Raw genomic sequence first — 23618 nt, 5'->3', positions numbered from 1 at the left:
ATGACATCACTGTTCTCAAAAGCCTCCAAAGCACTGCTGAGCCGAACCGAGCGACCTGAAGCATTGGACAACACTCGCCGTCAGTTTATGCCGGCGGCTTTGGAAGTGGAAGATACCCCCGCCAGCCCGGCAAGCCGTGTGATTGTTAAAGTCATTATTGCGCTGTTTGTGATCGCTATTCTCTGGGCCTGTTTTGGAAAAATCGATATCGTGGCTACGGCGCAAGGCAAAATCATACCGGGCGAACGGGTGAAAACCATTCAGCCCATTGTGATTGGTGAGGTGCAGGCCATTCATGTGCACGAAGGCGATGAGGTCAAAGCCGGTGATGCACTGATTACTCTGGTGGGCACAGTCACCGAAGCAGAGAGTGTTCGGTTGCAGCAGGAAATTACCGCCTTGAGTCTGCAGCTCGCCAGGCAGCAGGCGTTTGTGGCTTATCTTGATCATCACTCCTCCGACCTCGTTGCCATGGTTTCAAGACCTTTTGGGCTCCCCGTGGGAATGCATATCTCCCTGGATACAGAAGCACAAACCTTCGAACAGCAGTTATTACTCCAACAAATCGAAGATTACAAAACCTCGGCAAACGCCCTAATCAGCCAGGAAAAAAGCAAACGTGCCGAACAACAAACCATTGTCGCTCAAGTGAATAAACTCAAACGGGTACTCCCCATTATTGAAGAGCGCACCCAGTCGCTAAAAGCCCTTTACGACAAAAGTTACGGCTCCAAAGTGCAATACCTGGAGCTGGAACAACAGCGCATCGAGCTGGAAGAAGATATCAAGGCGCAAACCGCCGCCGTCAACCAACTGGGTGCAGAGGCAGAAGCGTTGCAACACCAGCTGGCCAGCCTCCACGCCCAGACACGCAGGGAAAGCCTCGATCAACAGGAACAACTGCGCCGTCAGCTGGACACTCTGGAACAGGAACGAATCAAAGCAGCAGAGTTGCACGACCAGCAACAGATTACCTCACCCATCGATGGCACAGTACAACAATTGCAAGTGCATACCATTGGTGGCGTTGTACAACCGGCACAGGCACTGATGCAGATCGTCCCCGCCGAAGCGAAGATGGAAGTGGAAGCCTGGATACTGAACAAAGACATCGGTTTTGTTCACGAAGGCCAAAGTGCCGAAGTGAAAATCGACACCTTTAACTTCACCAAATATGGTTTGATCGATGGCACGTTAATCACTGTCTCCAACGATGCCGTGCCCGATGAGCAGTTAGGGCTGAGATATCTTGCCAATGTGCAAATTGAAAAAGAATGGATGCAGGTAGAAAGCCGTAAGGTGAACCTGGCACCCGGAATGAGTGTGGCGGTAGAGATCAAAACCGGGCAAAGACGACTGATTGAGTATTTTTTGAGTCCGCTGTTGAGGTTTAAGCAGGAGAGTATTCGTGAAAGGTAAACAAATAGTGCTGAAAAAAGGAAGTGCAATAATTTTGTTCTTCTGGTTTGTCAGTGGAATATTGTTTTCCACTTTGTTCTCTAGTGAACAAGGGTTCAGTGTTTTCACCGTATCATTATTAAGTGATTTTCAAACTTATATCAGCAACAATGAAAAATTTTGTTGGTCTGTAGCTTTTTATATTGTTTCACTTCCAATAATTTTTTTTATGATTAGACATCAAGTCATCGTAGACCCACCACTATCTATAGAGAAAAGAGTTATTTTTTTTCTGCTAGTTCCATGTTTTTTTCTTGCTGGCATTGGACTAATACCACTGACTGAGCAGGGTATGTATACAAAGTTATTACAACGAGTAACTCAGATGATGGATTGGGTTGGAGCAGTCCTACTTATATTCGTTTCTTTAAGTCTTGTAACGATATTTTTGTCAATAACCTTTAGTAAAGTGAAAGGAGAAATAAATGAGTAATTCATCAGGCCATAATGGAAGATTTCAAAATCACTTTGACAAATATTGGGGTGAAACTGCTAGTGGTTTATCTTCTGTTTTAACTGTAATTGCGGATAAAGCAACTGAACAAGATTTTAATAGTGCGGTGTGACAGAAATAGGTTTTAGGTGTGTCACTAAATGTATAGTTGGCTATTTTTTTTGGAGTGAGTATGGAGTTATTTTTCTTTTTAATTTATATGCTTGGGTTCTGGGGGGTTAAGTTCTTTCTCTCTGATAACATTTATGTACTCCTTAGTTTGGATAAGAAATTCATTGATTTGATATTGATGTTTTCTATTGGTTTTTTTGTAGTAGCTGTCAGAAAGTTCTTTTATTCAAGAGAGCTGCGAGAGGCAGGCTCCTTTGATTATGTCATTGATAAGGTTTTAATGAATTATTTTTGGCATGCCCTTGCTGCAAGCTTGGGAGTTTATTATGTAGTTTTCATATCTCATGACAACTACTTTGATGGAGGTGTTCGTGAATTTGGGTTCTCAGTCTACGTATTTTGCTTAACACTCATTCTGTTTCAATTAATCGAATTGTGTGTGGGAAAATTTAAAAAAGGAGTATGACATGAGTTTAGTGTTATCAGTACCTATGTCTAAAGGGAGGAGATATTTCTCATCTCTACTTATTGTTTTCTTTGTTATTTTTTTCTCTTCATGCGTGGAGAAAAGTCTTAGAAAGGAAGGTGACCTGCTAGGGGTTAAAAAAATATGTGGAAATGTACAAAGCTATCATTTTAGTGAGCCGGGGCTGAGTATAGCTACGTGGAGAATGAAGGTAATGGGGGTTAATGGTTCAGCTGAAGTCTTCAAGGTTGGTGATAAATATATTCATTCTCCACTTTCTGAGATTAAGATCAAGAAAGGAGATAGTGTCTGTATCGAGTATTTAATGTCAAATTTGATAACACAGGAATTATTTATAAGTCAGATTTTTTTAAATTCTAAACCTGTTATCAACAAAGAAATGATGATTAAAGAGTACATGAAGCCGGTCTCGTTCCTGAATTGGTTTTTGAGTGCTTTGTTTTTATCTCTTCTGTTAATTTTGTGTTTAAAAAAAAGTAGGTAACTATCATGGCAAATTTAAGTAATACAAAAGCGGCTATTAATATTATTAATGGAAAAGCATCTGGTATTTCAATAGCAAAAGCTGCTGAAAACTACTCAGATGGCAAGGCTTTGGACGCCGCAGCTGACTTATATGGTGCCTTAGACTCTATGTCACAACTTGCCGGCAAAGGCCTTCCAGCAGCCCAAGCTATACAAGCAGGCATCGTGGCTGAAAAACTAAAGGGGGAAATAGACCAAGGCTACGTTAGTGATAATACTATCCAGGATGTTTTAGGCCTAGGCTTAGCAGGTTTAGGCGGGGCTGCTTTAGCCGCAGGCGCTGGCGCTGCAGCTTTGATAGCAACAATTGCCGGTGTAGCTTTAGGAGTATATTCACTTGTGAGGCCTGAGGGCGGTACGTATATCTTTGATTCATTAACAAGTGCTTATGATGAGATGTATGCATCAGGGGCGTTCCAACGATTTTTGGGTCTATTTGACTCCATTTTTGAAACCCCTACTTTCAATGGAGCTGAAAACCTCACCTCCCCAATTATCCTTGATTTAGACGGCGATGGTGTAGAAACCATCAATGAGTCAGAAGGCGTTTACTTCGATCACGATGGCAACCTGCTGGCAGAAAAAACCGGTTGGGTTGGCCAAGACGATGGCCTCCTGGTGATCGATCGAAACGAAGATGGCCAGATTTCCAATGGCACCGAGCTTTTTGGCAACCAGACGACACTCAGTAATGGTGAAAAAGCGGCAAATGGATTTGAAGCCCTTAAGGATCTTGATAGCAATGGTGATGGTGTTCTTAACCAGTCCGATGATGCCTGGGCGACACTTCAAGTCTGGAAAGATGCCAACAGTAATGGCGTGGTAGACAGTGATGAGTTGCTGTCTATGGCGGATGCTGGTGTAGCTGCCATTAATACCGAATACGCTGCTGGTAAAACCAAAGACGCCGCTGGTAATGAACACCGCGAAACTGGCAGCTTTACCCGAGAGGATGGCAGTGAAGGAACGGCGACTGACGTATGGTTCAAGGTTGACCCGGCACGTACCCGTTATGTAGGCGATATTGAGTTAAGTGATGAGCTCAAGGCACTTCCCAATGCTGTCGGTTATGGAGAGCTGCCAGATTTGCAGGTGGCCATGGCTTCCGATGAAACTCTGCAGGCATTGGTGACTCAATACATCAATACTGAGGATGCGGGAGAGCGGCAGAAATTGCTGGAGCCGATCATTTATCAATGGGCCGGTGTCAGTGATATTGATCCTTATAGCCGTGACCCGACCAAAGTTTACGGCCATGTGATGGATGCCCGCCAGCTGGAAACATTGGAGAAGCTGACCGGCACCCCCTATGTCGGTACCTGGTGCTGGGGTGAGAAAGACCCGAACCCCCATGGCCGTGCTGCACCGGTTTTGATTGAGCAATTTAACCGGTTTGCTTCCTTTGTTGAATCGCAACTGTTGGCTCAGAGTCATTATAAAAGTGCTTTTGATGCCATTACTCTGAAGTACGATGAGGCCAGTGAAAGCTTTGTGCCAGACTGGACAGGATTTGAAGAACACCTGACCGGACTGCTGGGCACCAGTGATGACAGGATCGTTGAACTGGCCAATATGGCTCGCAGACTGGGCAGTTATTCCCCTGAGCTTGCCCGTGGTGTTGAAGATTCTCTGAACCGTGTATCCGTGACTTCGCCGGTGATGGCTGCCTTACTGGATAGCAAAAATGCGGTGGGTACTGCCGGCAATGACTATCTGACCACAGGCAGTGGTAATGAAGTGCTTTACGGTAAAGGCGGCGATGACCGTTTATTTGGTGGTGCTGGTGATGATAGCTATTTCTTTGATAAAGGTGACGGTAAAGATCGCATATACGACAGTGCCGGCAACGACAAGATCGTCTTCCGTGCAGGTGTGAACCGGGAGAATCTTGAGTTCAGCCGCAACCTGACCACGGTGTGGATCAAACTGAAAGACAGTGAAGGTCAATATACCGGCGATGAAATTCAACTGGATAACTACTTTGATTTCGATGGTACGTTAAAAGAAGGGGCGATTGAAGCGGTAGAGCTGGCTGATGGTACTGTACTCAATCAGGCGGAAATTCTTGCTTCACTGGTATCAGAGTCTACGGAAGAGAATGACCTGATTTTTGGTACGGGGCTGGCTGATGAGCTGGCTGGCAAAGCGGGCGACGACCAGATGTACGGCTTCCACGGCGATGACGTGATTGCCGGTGAAACAGGTAATGACACACTCTCCGGTGATGCGGGTAACGATGAACTGATTGGAGGTGAAGGTAATGATGAGCTGAACGGTGGTCTGGGTAATGACACCTACCTGTTCAGTGCCGGCCATGGTCTGGATGTGATTCATAACTACGACAATGGCAGCGGCAGGGTTGACCGTATCCGGTTTAATGACACCATTAATGCTGAATCTGTCGAGGTTATTCGTGAGAATGATGACCTGATTCTGAACACTTCAGAAACTGACAGCATTCGGGTTGAACGTTATTTTAAAAATCACGCTGCCAGTGAATATGTCTTGCAACTGATCGAGTTTGCGGATGGTACTGCCTGGAGTATCGATGATGTTAAGGCGGTGGTTCTTAAAGGTTCTGAGCAGAATGATGTCATTCGAGGCTATAACAACAGCAGCGATGAACTCACGGGCTTAGAGGGGAATGATGCGCTCTATGGCTACAGTGGTGATGACCGGCTGGTTGGTGGCGCCGGGAATGATCAATTACAGGGCGGTGCCGGCAACGACACCTATGTGATTGCCAAGGGCGATGGGCAGGACATTATCACCGAAAACCGCAGCGGAAATGACTCTGATCGTATTCTCCTGGGTGACGGTATATTGCCAGAACATACCTCGGTTCATCGTCATGGTCAGCACTTGCTGATTTCTATAGACGGCGATGGTCAATCTATTCGGGTCAATAACTACTTTAACAGCGATGCTGCCACGAACTATGCCGTGGACACCATTGAGTTTGCCGATGGTACCCAATGGGATATCGAAACCATCAAGAGCAAGGTAATTGTTCCTACCGATAGCAATGATGAGCTTTGGGGTTATGGCTCGGACGATACTCTTTCTGGTCTGGCAGGGGATGATGTAATTCGTGCCCAGAGTGGTAATGATTCTGTTGATGCGGGAGCAGGAAACGATACCGTTTATGGCGGTGACGGACAGGATATTTTGGACGGTGCCAGCGGTATTGATCGCCTTTATGGTGAAAATGGTAATGATCGACTGGCCGGTGATGATGGTTCAGACCAACTGTATGGCGGCAGTGGAAATGACTCGCTAAGTGGTGGTCTTGGTGATGATCGCCTGGAAGGCGGTGCAGACAACGACACCTATGTGATTGCCAAAGGAGATGGACACGACACCATTACCGAATATTGGCGTGGCAGTGATACGGATCGCATTCAATTGGGTGAAGGGATTTCACCGGAGAGTGTGGTGGCTCGACGACAGAATACTGATCTTTTATTGCACATAGCAGACGACCAGATAGTTCGGGTTCGCAACTATTTTAACAGTGATGGGAGCACCAATTACGCGGTTGACACGATTGATTTTGCTGATGGAACACAATGGGATGTTGAAACCATCAAAGCCAAAGTACTTCTGGCAACAGACGGGAATGATGAACTTTGGGGGTATGCATCGGATGATCAACTGAGTGGCCTGAAGGGCAATGATGTTATTCATGCCGGGGCAGGCAGCGACACTGTAGAGGGCGGTGAAGGCAACGATACGGTATATGGCGGAGATGGACAGGATACCCTGACCGGCGGAGAAGGTATTGATCGCCTTTATGGGCAGAACGGCAATGATCAGCTTATTGGGGATGGTGGAAGTGACCAGCTCTACGGTGGCAGTGGTGATGATGTTCTGGTAGGTGGAAGCGCTGGTGACACTCTTCAGGGTGGTTCTGGTAATGATACTTATCGCATTGCCAAGGGAGATGGCTTTGATACGATCACTGAAGCCAGCCTGGGTGATGATGTCGATCTGATCGAGCTGGGTGAAGGAATTCTGCCAGAAAATACCTCAGTGCATCGACAGAATAATGACCTGTTGATCAAGATAGACGGCGATAGTCAGTCAATTCGGGTCAAATATTACTTTAACAATGATGTCACCAGTAACTATGCCGTTGACACCATTCTATTTGCTGACGGTACCCACTGGGATATTGAAACGGTTAAACAAAAAGTACTGTTGCCTACACAGGGTAACGACATTATTCGTGGCTATGACAGCTCCAATGATCAACTGAGCGGCCTTGGCGGCGATGATCAGTTATTTGGTGGTGCTGGTGACGATGTTCTTGACGGAGGTGCAGGTACAGACCGATTGGATGGTGGTATTGGCAGTGACGTCTATCTATACGGTGCCGGTGATGGCAACATCACTATTAATAACCATGACCTCAGTGAAGGTCGCCATGATGTGTTGCGCTTTAAGGAAGGTATTGCCCCCGATGCCTTGAGAGCAACCCGTTCACAGGATGATTTGTTGCTGACGTTCAGTGAAACCGGTGATGTTATCACGGTCAGTGATTATTTCAGTCGGGACGCCGTCGGTGGTTATGCTCTGGATGTCATTGAGTTTGCCGGTGGTGAGCAATGGGATATTGCTACCGTGAAATCGCTGGTTCAGCAGAGCACCGACAGTGATGACACGCTTTATGGCTATGAAACTATCGATGAGCTCACTGGCGGCCTTGGTGATGATCGTATTTATGGTAAGGGAGGCAATGATCGCCTGACGGGTGAAGAGGGTGATGACCATCTCTATGGTGGCACAGGTGATGATCACTTAGAAGGCAGTGCAGGTCAGGATTACCTTGATGGTGAGTCTGGGAATGATCATCTTGAAGGTGGAGAGGGTGAAGATTCTCTTTACGGCCGTGCTGGTAATGATCATCTTGATGGTGGCCAGAATGATGATTCTCTCTATGGTGATGCCGGCAATGACCAGCTTTTGGGCGGCGAAGGGGACGATTACCTTGATGGTGGCCAGAATGATGACCAGTTAACCGGTGGTGCCGGTAATGACCGGCTCTACGGTGGTTATGGTAACGATTCACTGACAGGGGGCAAGGGAAATGACACTCTGAGTGGCGACCATGGGGCTGATGATTACTACTTTGCCAAGGGTGATGGAAAGGATGAGATTCGAGATAACTATCAGGATCAGACTCGATTATTGCTGACAGGTCTTGATCTGGATCAGATCACTTTCCGCCGGGTGGATGATGACCTGACTTTGTCCTTCCGCGACAGCCCTGAAGACAAAGTGACGCTCAAGTATTTCTTTGACAATGATTTGCCAAAGAGCGGTCTGACGCTGGTTGGCTCTGAAAACATTACACAGGTTCTCGATAAAACAGCGATTAACCTAAAAACACTGGAAGGCACCGGCCTTGATGATGTGATTGAGGGCAATAATCTGGTGAATCAGGTGGCTGCTCTCGATGGTAATGACCATGTGCTGGGTTATGACGGAGATGACGTTATCAGTGGTGGTGAAGGCCAGGATCGTCTTCAGGGCGGTTTTGGTAATGACATACTTTCTGGTGATGGCGGTGACGATGCCCTTGAAGGCGAAGCCGGTGATGATCAACTAACCGGTGGCTTGGGTAATGACACCCTGACAGGTGGTGAAGGTGCTGACACTTATCATTTTGCTGCAGGAGATGGGCAGGATGTGATTCATAATTACGATAGTGACGGCACAGATACTATTCGCTTTGCAGAGAGTGTTTCACCGGACCGTGTTGCGGTATCAAGGGCTGGTGATGATCTGTTGCTCAGTTACGGCGAGACTGATCAGGTGACTGTTTCCCGGTTCTTCCAGGATGAAGGGCATTCCAGATACGCTCTGGATACAGTGACGTTTGCTGATGGCACTGTCTGGAACAAAGAGCTCCTACTGGATAAAGCACTGCTTGGCGATGGTGGCGATAACCTGCTCCGTGGTTATACGACAAACGATGTGCTTTCCGGTGACGCTGGTAACGATACTCTGGTGGGTAATGCCGGTAATGACAGTTTGCGTGGTGGTACTGGCAATGACCGACTGGAAGGTGGCGTTGGTGATGACACCTATCATTTTGCAGCCGGTGATGGCAGCGACGTTATTGAAGACAGTGCCGGCATCGATACCCTGATCTTTGAAGATCTGAACGACGATGATGTGTTACTTCGCCGACAGGGCGATGATCTGCTCATTACCCGTCATGCGGACAGTAATGACAGTGTTCGTGTCCTCAACCACTTTACCGACCAGGCGGGTGTTGTCAGCCTTGGTGCCATTAATGTCATCACATTTGCCAACGGTACCCGCTGGAATACAGACGACATTCTGGTTCAGTCGGTCAAAGGCACTGAAGCTGATGATCAGATTCTTGCCCATGCTGAGAATGATGCGATCACCTCGTTGGGTGGAGATGATGTGGTTCATGGTCAGGGAGGCCATGATCAGATCGACGGCGGTGGCGGAGCCGATACGCTTTATGGTGAAAGCGGTCGGGATGTTCTGTTGGGTGGTCAGGACGATGACCGTCTTGAAGGTGGAGATGACGATGACCGCCTGGAAGGTGGTGAAGGTGTCGATACCCTGCTCGGCCAGGATGGCAATGATCAGCTTCTTGGTGGTGATCAGAATGACGACCTCAGCGGTGGCGACGGCGATGACCAGCTCTTTGGTGACGGTGGCAACGACACGCTGAACGGTGACTGGGGCGATGACACACTGCATGGCGGCACTGGCGATGATGTGCTCACCGACCACACTGGTAATAACACCCTGCGTGGTGGTGAAGGTAATGACAAATTATCTGGCCGTGGTGATCTGTTTGGTAACGAGGGTGACGACACTCTGGAAGGCAGTGGTCTTTTAGTGGGTGGCGACGGTCAGGATGTGATCACCGGCCAGAGTGGCAGTACCCTGAAGGGGGATGTAGGTAATGATACCCTGATTGTGAACAGCCAGCCTTGGGAAAGAGGTGTTCTGAGTACCCTGGAAGGTGGCGCAGGTGACGACACTATTTATGGTGGCTTCACCGATGACCTGTACCTGTTCAATCTGGGTGACGGTGCTGACCGTGTGATTGAGCGGCGTCCGGGTGAAGCTTATACCAATCGCGATGCGTCGTTTGATAGGTTGCGTTTTGGTGAAGGCATTGCCGCCAGCGATCTTTCCTACGCTCGCCGTGGTGACCATATGATCATCAGCCACAGCAATGGCAGTGACCAGATCACCATCGAGAACTGGTTCCAGGAACCCACCGAACATTTCAAGATCAACAGCTTTGAGTTTGCCGATGGCACCATCCTGTCCGATGCCGACCTGGAAGAGCAGGTGGTGACGTTTGGAACCGATGGAGACGATCAGAAGCTGTTTGGTTATCGGGATCATCACGACGAAATCCATGCCGGTGCCGGAGACGATAAAGTCTGGGGTCGTGCCGGTAATGATGAAATTCATGGCGATGCCGGTGATGACTATCTCGACGGTGAAAGCGGCGATGATCGTCTATTTGGAGGCGATGGCAACGATAACCTGCAGGGTAAAGAAGGTACCGACTATCTGGAAGGCGGCCTGGGTGGTGACTCCCTCTCCGGCGGCAGTGGTGACGATACACTGCTTGGGCAGTCTGGCGAAGACAAGCTGTTTGGCGGAGAAGGCAATGATCGCATGGAAGGCGGTGCGGATAACGACTACATGGATGCCGGTGCCGGGGACGACACGCTGCTCGGTGGTGAGGGCAATGACCAACTCCGCGGAGAAGGGGGTAATGATACCCTGATAGGCGGCGCTGGTCAGGATACCTACCTCTGGGCTATAGGCGATGGCGCGGATGTGATTGATAACCGTGGCGGACAAGGGCTGCTGTTACTTCAGGGCGGTGCAACCCTGGAATCTCTGGACTTCAGCCGTGATGGCGATGACCTATTGATCGCGGTTAAAGATCAGGAAGGTCAGTCCATTCGTGTGCAGAACCACTTCCTGGGTGGTGACTGGGCGCTGGATGCTGTGCAGCCGGACGGTGGTTTTATGATCAACACCGACAAGATCAATCAGTTGGTTGAAGGTGGCAGCGATCCGGACTTTGATTCCGTAGTGAAAGGCAAGGACGACGGTGAGCGTTTAGTGGGTAGCGCTAACCGTGACAAGATTCTGGGTGAAGGTGGCGATGACACCTTGTTCGGAATGTCGGGCAATGACCGGCTTGAAGGCGGCGATGGAAATGATCGCCTGATTGGAGGTAATGGCTCTGGTCAGAACTCCGGTGATGACACTCTGATGGGTGGTGCCGGCAACGACGTGATCAACGGGGAAGACGGTAACGACACGCTGGATGGCGGTGCTGGCGACGACCACTACTATTATAAAGCCGGTGATGGTGTAGATACCATCGATGCTACCGGAGGTGGCTCTGACTGGGTGCTGTTCAACGGCGGCATTAGTCGTGACCAGATCAGTTTCCATAAAGACGGCAATGACCTAGTCATACTGCTGGATAACGATCTGCAGCAACAACTGCGGGTGAAAGATCACTTCCTGGGTGGTGAGAAAGCCATCAGCTATGTGCAACCTTCTGACGGTGGTTACGCCATACCGGCTTCCCGCTTTGAATCGTTACTGACAGCCCTGCCTGATGGTGGTGATGGCAGTACCGGTGAGACGGGTGGTGAAAATGGTAATGGCGGAGAGACCGGCACGCCGGATACTGGTAACGGTGGTGAAACCGGTGGCAATTCTGGTGAAGAGACTGGTGAAGAGAACAACCAGGGTGGAGAGACTGGCGAGCCAACGGTGCCGGGTTTAGGCGGTGACGATGTCATCACAGGCACCTCTGCCAATGAGGTGCTGCTGGGCGGTGCCGGAAACGACACGTTGATTGGCGGTGCAGGCGACGATCGTCTGATAGGTGGTGCTGGTGATGATACCTATCACTTCTCCAGCGGTCAGGATGTGGTCGATAGCACGGGTGGCGGTACCGACACCGTACACTTTGTGAACGGTATTACCTTTAACCAGGTGGCTTCAGGTTTGTCCAAGTCGGGTGATGACCTGATTCTCAAGGTGAATGGCGGTCCTGATCAGATTACCTTGAAGAAGTTCTTCCTGGGTGGAGAGCATCTGATTGATACCTTCACCTTTGAAACCGGTGGACAGCTAAGTGCTGCACAAATCTTTGGCGCCTTTGGGCTGGCGATTCCTACACCTTCTGAAAGCACGCTGAATACCGTGGATGGTACGGCTAGCGCCGATGGTTCATTGGCAGGCACTACCGCTGCGGATCATCTCCGTGGATTTAACGGCGACGACCAACTATCTGGTGATGCCGGTGATGATCTGCTGGAAGGTGGCAATGGTCACGACACTCTGACGGGGCAGGCAGGTAACGATACTTTGAAAGGTGGTCGTGGTAACGACACTTACGTATTTGCTGCTGGCGATGGTCAGGATGTGATCGATAATGCTGGCGGTGGTGCAGATACCTTGCTGTTTGAAGGGATCAGCTTCAACCAGGTCGCCTCTGGGCTGAGTCGTTTTGGTACGGATCTGATTCTGAAAATTCAAGGCGGCACTGATCAGGTCACCTTGAAAGACTGGTTCCTCGGTGGCGACAACGTGGTGGATACCATCCGTTTCGCAGCCGGCGGTCAAATCACAGCAGATCAGATCTTTGGTGCTTTTGGTGGTAGCAACCCCGATACCAATGGTTCACCGGACTACCAGGGTGTGCCGGACGAACGGGCTTACGCCACGGTTCTGAATGGGCAGGCGGGTGATCAAATCATTCTTGGTTCTTCCGACGCTGAAATGCTGGATGGTGGTGCCGGTGATGATCACCTGCAGGGGAACGGCGGCAATGACTACCTGATGGGTGGTGATGGTAATGATACCTATCACTTCGGTATCGGTGGTGGCGCTGACACCATTAACAACCTCTCCAATTCAGACGCAGATCAGGATGTACTGCAACTGTCGGGCATTGAAGAGGAAAACCTCTGGTTCACTCGCACCGGTGATGATCTTCTGATTGATGTTATCGGCTCCGATGATCAGATCACGGTGCAGGACTGGTTCAGCAATGATGCCCAGAAGCTCGATGAAATCCGCACCGGTGATGCTGTTCTGCTGGCTAATAAGGTAGAAAACCTGGTCAACGCCATGGCCGGATTTGATGCCCCTCCAGCCGGAGAGGCGCAACTGTCGCAGGATGTTCGTCAGCAGGTCACTCCGGTGATTGCAGCGAACTGGCAATCAACAGGGAGTTGAGATCCATAACTTATATTAATGCTTAAATGAAGGCAGTACTGGGTAACTAGTGCTGCCTTTTGCTTTGGGATGAAGAAGTACATACTTACAGTATGCCAGTAGCTGGCTAAACTGCTGCTCTTTACGTTTTAAACTCTTTTTTATAAATCTATTGTATACAGTTGGGAGCAAAGGTTACGACAATGAGAAGATGATGTGGGACTTCTGGTTTTGAAAAAAGCTAAAACCAAATACATTCGAGAGGGCAAGGAATGCTACTCTACCGACCGCTCCCCTTTGAAGATGAATGCCTGATCAGTTACCTGATACGTGTGGCAGGAGGAAATGGCCTGAAGTCCCCTTCAACTGTCATTAGTATTGCCGGGGGTGGAATGAAGAATAACCGCCTTGCGGCTAAAAATATTTTTACAGGAAAGGCTGAAGTAAAAGCAATAGCCAAAAGTCTGAATTTGCCAGTATGTGTTATAAAACAGCTTTGCTTCACACACAGGCCAAGAAGTGATTCATATATAATTGATGATATAGAAATACCTGCACAACTAGTTAGGTTTCATCATCCAAGGATATGCCCCGGATGTATAAGAGACTATGGATACGCACGGGCTATATGGAATATAGCTGCAATTACAGCATGTCCAGAGCATAGGTGTAACTTGATTGATGAAAATAGCGATAAAACAACAAGATTGAATTGGTATCGTGGAGATTTGGATCAATTCCAAGATAAAGAAAAAATACACCTTTATTTAGGAAGGCCTGTTACGCAACAAAGTCTAAAGATGTCTAAAAAAATAATCAGCTGGAAAAATGATAGTTCTTACCTGCTTCATCAAGAACTTGAAATGCTGAATAGTAGTGATTTCCTAACCCTACTGTATTGGTTGTCTCTATGGAAATTCAGATCTAAAAATAATGAGAAGGAGCTATCCTCAGGAAAACCTTCTATTCAAAGCTGGACAAATAAAGAACTATCAAATTTCTTCTTGAAAGGTTGGAGCATTTTAGAAAGATGGCCAAATGGATATTACGAATTACTTGATTACTATGCAAAAAACCCCATGTCATCTAAAGGCTCTAGTGGGATAATGAAATGCTTTCGTGATTTGTATACATTGATAAAGAAAGCTCCTGAAGCACCATGGAAAAAAATACTTAGCAATGAATTTGATAACTACATTATCAATAATTGGAAAGATCGAATCATGAGTAATACAGAAAAAATATACATCGACACTGAAAATCTTAATTACCAAACAAAAATTCAATCCGCAAATTATTTAGATTGTACATTAGCAATGATTGATACATATGAGGACAACCTCCTTATCAGTAAAACTACCACCAAGAACGGCAGTGCGTTATATAAAACAGAAGAATTGAGAATTCTGAAGAAGAATTTGAAAGAAAAACTAACATTTTCAGAAACCTGTAGTTTACTTGAAATAAAAAGAAAAACCTTAAAAGATCTTGTAGAAGCTGGCCTAATAAAAGCTATTATAACTCGTTCCAAAAACACTAGAGACTATCTCTTTGTTAAAAATGATATCGAGAAATTAATTAAAAAGTTAAATAGAAACTCAAAAAAAAATATAGAGTTCCCACAAGATTACTCTTATGAAAAAGTAATCAAGAATTATTATTTCACTGGCCTTACTCTATGCGATACAATTTCATCAATGATGAATGGAAAAATAAAATATAAATTCATTAACAACAAAAAGCAACCTTTATCAATCAAACAAGCATTGCCGATTATGCCAGAAAGGTTTTCGAATAAGACTAACGCATACAAACCCAGAGAGCTCGCAAGGGTATTAAATGTAAACATAAATGCCATTTATTTATGGATGAAAAAAGGCTACATAGATTTTGATATGTGTCAATTAACTGGAAACAAGAGACCTGTAAAATTAATCAATAAAAGAAGCTTAAAATCATTTTTAAAAAAATATTACACCCAAAGAGCAGCTGGTACCCTTTATGAATCTAAAAATACTGGCTACATGACTTTGGTATCGGGAGGTAAGATCGATGGGGGCTCTGTCAATCTCTACAAAAGGTAAAGAAGTATGCAGTTTCTTGTCCGGCCAAGATGCTATCAGAATGAAAGTATACTCTGGTATCTTCGAAGAGTTGCAGAGTTGAATGGATTGAAAAATATAGGTCTTCTGTACTGGCATATATATAAAAAAAATCCATTCATATCTGATAGATTAATTTGGGTAAAAGATCAGGAGATAGTTTCCTTCTTGCAGAATTCGATGCAGCTTCAGAAGCATGATATAAAATCAATGTTTTTGCATGAAAGCTTAAAACCAAAAAGTAAAAAAATTTTATTACGTTATTGCCCTGCATGTATAGAAAGCACAGGTTATAACCATATACATAGTCATCTGGAAGCTTTTAAATTTTGCCCAGTGCATTTAACAGATTATGAATACTTAACTGATATCAACTCACAAGCAATCAAACTTAAAACCAATGTTCAGAATATAAGGAAAAGCCGGTCAATGGAAAGCATTGATAGCTTATACAACCAGGCTATCTTAAAATCATTTAGCGATATTGAGATTGAGTTATTTGGAAGATTTCAAATACATGAACTATTCATGCTAAATCGAATGTTAGCAAGACAAATTAAGAATTTAGCCATATCCTTAAAAAGAGCCTCAGAACAGCACATACTTTCTTATGATAGCGAGCAATTTTCAAAAAAAATTATAATTAACCCAAAACAGGGATTGAGACGACTGCTATCAGACTTAACCTCCTTGGATTACAAGGAAGATCATGCATTGGTCAAAATATATTCATACTTAATACGCCCATTTGACTACATTCTAATAAAACATAAAAGCCTTCCAGTTGAAGAATTCACACGATCATTTTTACAAGATTTTGACTATAATGAGATTGGATTCATAAAAAGAAAATTAAACAAAAATATTACTGAAGATTTCGCACGAAATATTTTTCCCGACATATCCAAAGAATCAATACACACCAGACTTTTTTTTGGGAAAAAGGATGATTTAAACATCAAAGCACTTTATCTTTTATGCACATCTGAAAACATCAAGACCAGCCACCTAGAGTCGAAAGACAAGCTTTATATTCAAAAGCATATAGATGATAGAAGATTTTTCTGCGGCAAGATTACAACAAAACCAATTTATGAAAAGATAAACTACTTAGATTAATTTTATGGAGACTTATATAAAATATAAACCCAACCTAATAGTAAAAAAACAGTTAACAACAGAGTTGTCATATTACCTCTTGGTTACTACACTACAGATCAGATCGTTACTTATACACATGATCTTTAGTAAATCACTCCAGCACACTATATATCTGAATAGTAGAAGCTACCTTTAATGCTTTTAGACTTTGAAAAAATTATTTTACTATTTGGATAAAGATCAAAACTGTCATTGTCTTCAAATTTAATTTGATCGATTGGAAGAAGCATTGGGTTATCATTCTTTAAGTAGCCACAATACTTACCAACTGCATCTTCAAGATATTCCCTTGGTATACTATCAAACTTGTATATGATCGCTTTTCTTGCTGCTTTTTTTATAACATTCTTCATAAGCTTTCCAATATTACCCTCTGTACTACACAACAATCGAAAAGCTAGATCCTTATCGGCTAGGCCAGATATTTTTGGAAACGGTAATTTCCTGTCAACAGCATAAAGAAAGCATTGAAAATCTGAAAAATTATTAACACCATAACTTGGCATTTTATGATGTATACAAAATCTCCTTGCCAACTGAACATTGGTTTCTAGAATAATATCTGACCATGGCATACCAAATAAAATTACTGGCCTCTTACTTAAGTTGATTAAAGTCTTAACCCAGTCACCAATAGCATGAATAACTTTTTTTGAATCAGTTTCAAGGCAGTGTTGAAATTCGTCAATGATAATTAATTCTGTACCTGTATTCCTTATCAGTGTATCTAGTCTACTTGTTAAGCCGGAAATAGTATCTCCTTTTCCCTGGAGTGGGTCACCTATATCGCTTAATAGTGTCTGCACTACAGGCTTAGCACTTTTAGCCTTAGGTATTGATGAACTGAGAACTTGAATTTTTGTTCTATCGCCTTCCTCAATTCTTGGATTTAATCTAATTATTTCATTTATTAGCCAAGTCTTTCCTGAACCTGATGCCCCTGTAATAAGTATACTATCCGGTTCTGTTTTATAATTATTCAACCTTGCAAATTTTCTAAAGTCTTCAATATCATCAATAATCTCTTGCAAATATGGAGTGCCAATAAATAAATTCTCAAGATCTCCGAGTTTACTTTCAATATCAGAATTCATCTGAACCCCCTAGTTTGATATTATCCCCCCACCCCTGAATGTCATCTTTAGGAGCGAAAGAGGCACTTCCTGCATCACTTCTCTTACTTGTCTTTTTACTCTTATTTTCTATTTTTTTATCCTTCTTCTTTTTCGCCTCTTTTTCTATCTTAACTTTCGAAATAGTTTCTGTTTGAGTTTTTTTTGCAAATCGGCTCGCCTGATATCTAGCCTTCGTTTTCTTATGAAACAATTCTCCAGCAACTATTTCTTGCATTATTTTTTTAGATTTAGCAAGATTTACAGGATTAATACAACTATCTATTTCTTTTTTCCGATGCTCCTTTATTTTCTTGTGTTGATAAACACTAAGGCCATCAGCATACTCAAAATCAACAGCTCGTGCTTCAAAAAACGAGCCATCATTCTCATTGAGAACAAATATTTTACCCAGATCATCAGGATTATATTTTATTTTAACTTCAACAAATCCATATTTACATCGATAGTCAAAAAGCTCTTTAGAATCATAGATTATATTATCACGCTTAATCCCGTATTTTTGTATCTTCCTCTTTCCAGGCAGTGAAATAAGAACATCGAGTTTTTTAAAAGATACTGGTATAGGCGGGTATTTTTCAGCAGAATCCCTCCACCATTTATCAGGCACAAGTGTACTTTCAGCTCTAGGCGTTTGTTGATATATATCTACTACCCAAATATGAAACAATTCTATAAACTTTGAAAACCTAATCGTTGCATTTTTTACAGGATCATATTCTTTTTTATCTTGAATGCTAGAAAAGGTTTTTCCAGGAATGTCATCAAGCAATTCTCTATTGATAACATTAAAGTGAGACTCTATCCTTGCTTTATACCATGGCATCTTTGCAGGATTCCTCTGTAGTACTATGCCTAGATCAAGGCATATATCATCCATGGAAGCACTTTCAAACTCTTTCCCTCTATCTGTAACCAGCCTTGCTGGCTTACCATAAACTGGCCAATCGTTTATTATTTTAGGATAAATTTTTCTTATATATGATTTTGTAGAAATCGCATGTTTAAGTGCTTTTATTACAGAGACATGATCAGCTGCTTCAAAACCGATATTAAACCCTAGAACTGAACGTGAATAGTGATCAATAATGGATGTAATAATCGGCCTTCCTAGTGGGATATCATTGTCATCATCAACAACAAACAAATCAAGCTTGGTATGGTCTATTTCTGCCCGCTCCAGTATTCTTGTGGTTTTCTTATAGCCTTGCCTTTCTCTAAAAACTGCTCGGGTAATTAGCTTTCCTTCACGGGCCTGAGATAATTCAAAGGGTGCCATTCTCTTAACTCGACTGTAGAAAGTATGGTATGAGGGAACTTTCAACTCTTGTGTAGTTGTGACCTCTTGATTATGATTTTCAATAGTAGCTTTAAGATTACAATATACTGTTTTGATTGAAGGCCTTTCCATTTTTTTATACGATTCAATAGCATCATCAATGAATTTTTCCTCCGAATTGTTAAAGCGTCCTTTTTCTCTTCCTATTCTGTGAAAATTAGGAATCAATCCTCTTATGCTTTGACCTGCTTTATTGTATGAGTTAATCCATCTGATTACTGTCCTCCAACTAGGAGGTTTTTCTTCTAGCCTTTGAGATACTTTTTTGATAGAAGGAAGAATTTTACTCTCTGTAAATACGGATATACTATCTTCCTTTATTTGTTCTATGTATTCTAGGCGCCTTTTTGCTTCTTTTTTATACCTCCCTGGCAATGACATAAAGTCAACATTACCAATTTTATTGATCTCACTTTCATCTTCGTCGGTAAAGACATAACTCGCTATATCTTTATCAATTAATTCTGCCAGCTCACTATAGCTATAAATAGACTTCATCCCAAGATATAGATCAATAAGATGTATCTTAGATCCATTTACTGACTCAATCATAACTAGTGACTCATTGCCATTAGTCTGAATTTTCAGCTTCATCCCTTTTTTAATTGGTCTCATACTCCCCCCATTGAGACAACAGCGTCGATAGACAATTCTTTATTCTGGATATCTGTTTTTATAAAACCTTCTGCTATAAGTTGATAGATATAACCTAACTGACAGCCTCGATCTTCAATATCTAAAAGACTTTCTATTTTCTTATTTCCCGAAAGCAGTTCAGTTTTAAGCTTATTGATGAATTCAGAAGGTATATCTTGCATACCAAAGTATTGATGAAGAACATTTAAATTATTATATTTTGGCTTTTGATATATGTAATCCTCTGTAATTATTGACAGGGACTTCCCAAGAGCTCTAGCTTGTTCTACACACGCATCAAATCTACCTGATGAAAAGTATTTCGATTGCGTATATTTTTTATACTTAACTTCGTAGTAATGGAATCCGGTTTTGTCATGAACAAGAAAATCCGGCGTATATAAGCAGACTTTCCCCTCAAAAAGGTAGTAAAAGCCCAGTGGCTGAGGCTCATAACTGATCACATCAAGGTCATAATCCAAGTGATAACAGAAGTCAGCCTCAAGTGGACTCTCAGTAAGGAATGGTATCTTACGCTTACTAGGGAATGTTGTTATGCTTTTTCCCTTTTGCTTGCGTAGATCTCTTTTTTTATCGGCATACTGTCCTGGTCGCATACTTCGCACCCACGTACCGTTTAGAGCGAAGTATGGACCTATACAATAGTCCTGTCACTTTATTTTTAACAAATGACAATCTTTTTTTAACAAATGACAATCTTTTTTTAATAAATGTCATTTTATTTTTAAAAGATCATCAGGCAATTTCAACCAGATTACCTCTGGATTCCAGCCAGGTTTTACGATCTCCACTTCGCTTTTTAGCCAGCAGCATATCCATTCGCTGAGTAGTTTCCAACTCATCATCCAGAGTTAACTGAACCAAGCGGCGGGTATCAGCAGACATGGTCGTTTCACGCAGTTGGAGCGGATTCATTTCACCCAACCCTTTGAAACGCTGTACGTTGATTTTGCCTTTCTTTTTCTCAGCCTTGATGCGCTCAAGAATTCCATCTTTTTCCGCTTCATCAAGAGCGTAGAAGACTTCTTTCCCAATATCAATTCGATAGAGCGGTGGCATGGCAACGTAGATATGCCCTTTTTCCACCAGTGGGCGGAAGTGCTGTACAAAAAGGGCACAAAGCAGTGTTGCGATGTGAAGGCCATCAGAGTCCGCATCAGCAAGGATGCAAATTTTACCGTAGCGCAAACCTTCAAGGTTATCGGATGCTGGATCAACACCCAGCGCTACAGAAATATCATGTATTTCCTGAGAAGCCAGTACTTCAGAAGAATCCACTTCCCAGCTGTTCAGGATTTTACCGCGCAAAGGCATGATGGCCTGATGCTCACGATCGCGCGCCTGTTTTGCTGAGCCACCAGCGGAGTCACCTTCCACCAGAAACAGTTCAGTTCTCGCCAGATCCTGACTCGAGCAGTCTGCCAGTTTACCGGGCAGCGCCGGACCTTGGGTTACCTTTTTACGAGCCACTTTTTTGGCTTTGCGCATGCGTTTCTGAGCATTGTTAATGCACAACTCAGCCAGCAGCTCACCTTGCGCTGTGTGCTGGTTCAACCAGAGGCTAAACGCATCTTTGGCTACGCCGGAAACAAAACCGGCACACTCTCTGGAAGACAGTCGTTCTTTCGTCTGACCCGAGAATTGTGGGTCAGCCAGTTTGGCCGAGAGCACGTAGGCGCAGTTTTCCCAGAGATCATCCGGGCCAAGCTTTACACCACGGGGCAGCAGGTTACGGAATTCACAGAACTCCCGAATGGCTTCCAGCAAACCGGTTCTTAAGCCATTGACGTGCGTTCCGCCCATGGGGGTTGGGATAAGGTTTACGTAACTTTCGGTGAGCAGTTCGCCCCCTTCTGGCAACCATTGCACCGCCCAGTCTACCGCTTCGCTTTCACCCTTTAGCGTGCCGGTAAACGGTTCGGAAGGCAGTACACTGTAACCATGGGTAGAACTTTTAAGATAATCGTTCAGACCATCTTCGTAGTACCACTCAGTCACATCGCCGGAAATCTGGTCATCAAACTCCACCTTAAGGCCAGGGCAAAGTACTGCTTTGGCACGAAGGATGTGCATTAATCGGGGTACAGAGAATCGAGGAGAATCAAAATAGCTGGCATCGGGCCAGAAGCGAACGGTGGTTCCTGTGTTGCGACGACCGCAAGTGCCGGTTTCACGCAGCTCTTCATCTTTGTAGCCATCTTTGAAACTCATGGCGGAGATAACACCACCACGACGCACCGTCACTTCCAGGCGTGTGGATAATGCGTTCACAACGGAGACACCCACACCGTGCAGACCACCGGAGAACTGGTAGTTTTTGTTGGAAAACTTACCGCCGGCGTGAAGACGGGTCAGAATCAATTCAATGCCCGAGATGCCGTGTTCAGGATGAATATCCGTCGGCATACCCCGACCATCGTCCACCACTTCGAGGGACTGATCTTTGTGAAGAGTGACCTTTACCTGAGAGGCAAACCCTGCCAGAGCTTCATCCACACTGTTGTCGATGATTTCCTGGGCGAGATGATTCGGCCGAGTGGTATCGGTGTACATACCGGGGCGTTTACGCACCGGGTCGAGGCCACTGAGGACTTCAATCGCCTCGGCATTGTAATCGTTCTTAACCATGAGTCCTTGCTGACAGGGTCGGATAAAAAGGGTGAAAGATGAGAGTGTAACGAAAGCCGGGGGATTTGTTCAAACGGATGTCAGAAAATCGAAGATCTCTGGCAACATTTTTTCAAAATCATCAAACCCATGGCTGCCGCCTTCCTGAACTATAGCTCGACATTGCTGGTATTTATGAACGGCCTGCCGGTAATCCAGAGTTTCATCTCCAGTCTGTACCAGAAGAAGCGTATCTTGTGGAGCTGGCAGTTTATTTACTTCCAACTGCACCAGTTGCTCAACATAGCCTTCAGTCATCACCCATTCCTCACCGGTATGAAAGTTTTTCTGCGGCCCCAAATAGTCGTCGAAGCGCTCATGAGGCACCACTGCCGGATTTACCAAAACGAGCCTGAGCTTCTGCTCATGCCCTTGTTCAATTAACCAACTCTGTAACCAAGTACCCAGAAAGCCACCAAGCGAGCTGCCCATAATGTAGATATCACGCTGATTAATCGATGGCGTCACACGATTCTGCAAACACTGGACAATATCGGATGGGAAGATGGGTAGATCGGGTATCCATAATTCCAGATCAAGCGCTGACTTTTTAACGTACTCTGTCGTTTGAATCGCTTTAAGGGATTGTGATGAACTGTTCAAGCCATGAAGATAAACCAATAATGGCTTCATTGTTTGCTCTCTATCATCCGGCTGATCAGATCTTCCGGCGACGCTTCAACGATAAGCTGATCATAACGCGCTTTATCAATAAACCCTTCGTCCACAGCGTTTTGAAGCCAAGCCAGCAAATGATTGTAATAGCCTCCGGTATTCAATATTGCACAAGTTTTACTGTGGTAACCCACCTGCCTGTGGGTCAGCTCCTGAAATAACTCATCCATACTCCCTGTACCACCGGACAGGGTGATAAAACTGTCCGCCAATTCACACATCTTCTGTTTGCGATCACTCATATTGTCCACATGGATCAGCTCACTAATGCCATTATGAGCTCTTTCCATCTCTACCAATGCATTGGGAATAACGCCAATAACATGACCGCCTTTTGCCATTGCTCTGTCCGCAACAATACCCATCAACCCGACATTACCACCACCGTAAACAATAGAAATATCTCTCTCCATCAAAGCATCCACCAGGTCTTCAGCCGCTTGACGGTATCTGTCCTGTCGTCCTGATTGGGAACCGCAGAATATTGCTACTGACTTCATATATTCTTCCTATTTTTGGCTCTTCAGGGATATCTGTGGGTAAAAAATGAACTGATTTAATGAAAAAAAGCACCAGCGATCAATTTCTGATA

At 44.5% G+C, this 23618-nt stretch carries 14 protein-coding genes; 8 read left to right on the top strand and 6 right to left on the bottom strand.

Annotated elements, in window-relative coordinates; all coding sequences use genetic code 11:
* The 8 genes from Q1B11_RS15560 to Q1B11_RS15525 all read left to right on the top strand — a co-directional run bounded on the left by Q1B11_RS15560 (position 1) and on the right by Q1B11_RS15525 (position 16513).
* Positions 1-1419 carry an HlyD family type I secretion periplasmic adaptor subunit gene (locus Q1B11_RS15560; RefSeq protein ID WP_299734240.1) on the top strand — a complete coding sequence of 473 codons (1419 nt, stop codon included), beginning with the start codon at positions 1-3 and terminating at the stop codon, positions 1417-1419.
* Positions 1409-1891, top strand: coding sequence for a hypothetical protein (locus Q1B11_RS15555; RefSeq protein WP_299734239.1), 483 nt, complete (start codon positions 1409-1411; stop codon positions 1889-1891). The genes Q1B11_RS15560 and Q1B11_RS15555 overlap by 11 nt, the downstream gene beginning before the upstream one ends.
* The gene (locus tag Q1B11_RS15550; protein WP_299734238.1) at positions 1884-2024 is read left to right on the top strand and encodes a hypothetical protein; all 141 of its coding nucleotides are present in this window, start codon (positions 1884-1886) and stop codon (positions 2022-2024) included. The genes Q1B11_RS15555 and Q1B11_RS15550 overlap by 8 nt, the downstream gene beginning before the upstream one ends.
* Positions 2025-2084: 60 nt before the next feature.
* The gene (locus Q1B11_RS15545) at positions 2085-2489 is read left to right on the top strand and encodes a hypothetical protein (protein ID WP_299734237.1); all 405 of its coding nucleotides are present in this window, start codon (positions 2085-2087) and stop codon (positions 2487-2489) included.
* A 1-nt stretch (position 2490) separates the two neighbouring features.
* Complete coding sequence (locus tag Q1B11_RS15540; RefSeq protein ID WP_299734236.1) at positions 2491-2994, top strand: hypothetical protein; 504 nt, start codon at positions 2491-2493, stop codon at positions 2992-2994.
* A 5-nt stretch (positions 2995-2999) separates the two neighbouring features.
* Positions 3000-13313 carry a calcium-binding protein gene (locus tag Q1B11_RS15535; protein ID WP_299734235.1) on the top strand — a complete coding sequence of 3438 codons (10314 nt, stop codon included), beginning with the start codon at positions 3000-3002 and terminating at the stop codon, positions 13311-13313.
* A gap of 251 nt (positions 13314-13564) precedes the next feature.
* The gene (locus Q1B11_RS15530; protein WP_299734234.1) at positions 13565-15376 is read left to right on the top strand and encodes a TniQ family protein; all 1812 of its coding nucleotides are present in this window, start codon (positions 13565-13567) and stop codon (positions 15374-15376) included.
* A gap of 6 nt (positions 15377-15382) precedes the next feature.
* Positions 15383-16513, top strand: a complete 1131-nt coding sequence (locus tag Q1B11_RS15525) for a TniQ family protein (protein ID WP_299734233.1) — start codon at positions 15383-15385, stop codon at positions 16511-16513.
* Between the two features lie 146 nt (positions 16514-16659).
* On the opposite strand, the gene Q1B11_RS15520 is transcribed toward Q1B11_RS15525, so the two are convergent.
* The 6 genes from Q1B11_RS15520 to Q1B11_RS15495 all read right to left on the bottom strand — a co-directional run bounded on the left by Q1B11_RS15520 (position 16660) and on the right by Q1B11_RS15495 (position 23526).
* On the bottom strand, positions 16660-17649 hold the full coding sequence (locus Q1B11_RS15520; protein ID WP_299734232.1) for a TniB family NTP-binding protein: 990 nt from the start codon (positions 17647-17649) through the stop codon (positions 16660-16662).
* A complete protein-coding gene (locus tag Q1B11_RS15515) occupies positions 17639-19642 on the bottom strand; it encodes a transposase family protein (RefSeq protein WP_299734231.1) in 2004 nt (667 codons plus the stop codon). The genes Q1B11_RS15520 and Q1B11_RS15515 overlap by 11 nt, the downstream gene beginning before the upstream one ends.
* Complete coding sequence (locus Q1B11_RS15510; RefSeq protein ID WP_299734230.1) at positions 19639-20280, bottom strand: Tn7 transposase TnsA N-terminal domain-containing protein; 642 nt, start codon at positions 20278-20280, stop codon at positions 19639-19641. Before Q1B11_RS15510 ends, Q1B11_RS15515 begins: the two co-directional genes overlap by 4 nt.
* Positions 20281-20419: 139 nt before the next feature.
* On the bottom strand, positions 20420-22312 hold the full coding sequence (parE, locus tag Q1B11_RS15505; RefSeq protein ID WP_299734229.1) for a DNA topoisomerase IV subunit B: 1893 nt from the start codon (positions 22310-22312) through the stop codon (positions 20420-20422).
* Positions 22313-22381: 69 nt separating this feature from the next.
* A complete protein-coding gene (locus Q1B11_RS15500; RefSeq protein WP_299734228.1) occupies positions 22382-22984 on the bottom strand; it encodes a YqiA/YcfP family alpha/beta fold hydrolase in 603 nt (200 codons plus the stop codon).
* The gene (locus Q1B11_RS15495; protein WP_299734227.1) at positions 22981-23526 is read right to left on the bottom strand and encodes a TIGR00730 family Rossman fold protein; all 546 of its coding nucleotides are present in this window, start codon (positions 23524-23526) and stop codon (positions 22981-22983) included. The genes Q1B11_RS15500 and Q1B11_RS15495 overlap by 4 nt, the downstream gene beginning before the upstream one ends.
* Positions 23527-23618 lie beyond the last annotated feature (92 nt).

The organism is uncultured Endozoicomonas sp. (assembly GCF_947495845.1).
In the GTDB taxonomy this organism is placed as follows: Bacteria; Pseudomonadota; Gammaproteobacteria; order Pseudomonadales; family Endozoicomonadaceae; genus Endozoicomonas.
The sequence above is the reverse complement of the archived record's forward strand: the minus strand, read 5'-3'. Positions and strand labels throughout refer to the sequence as shown.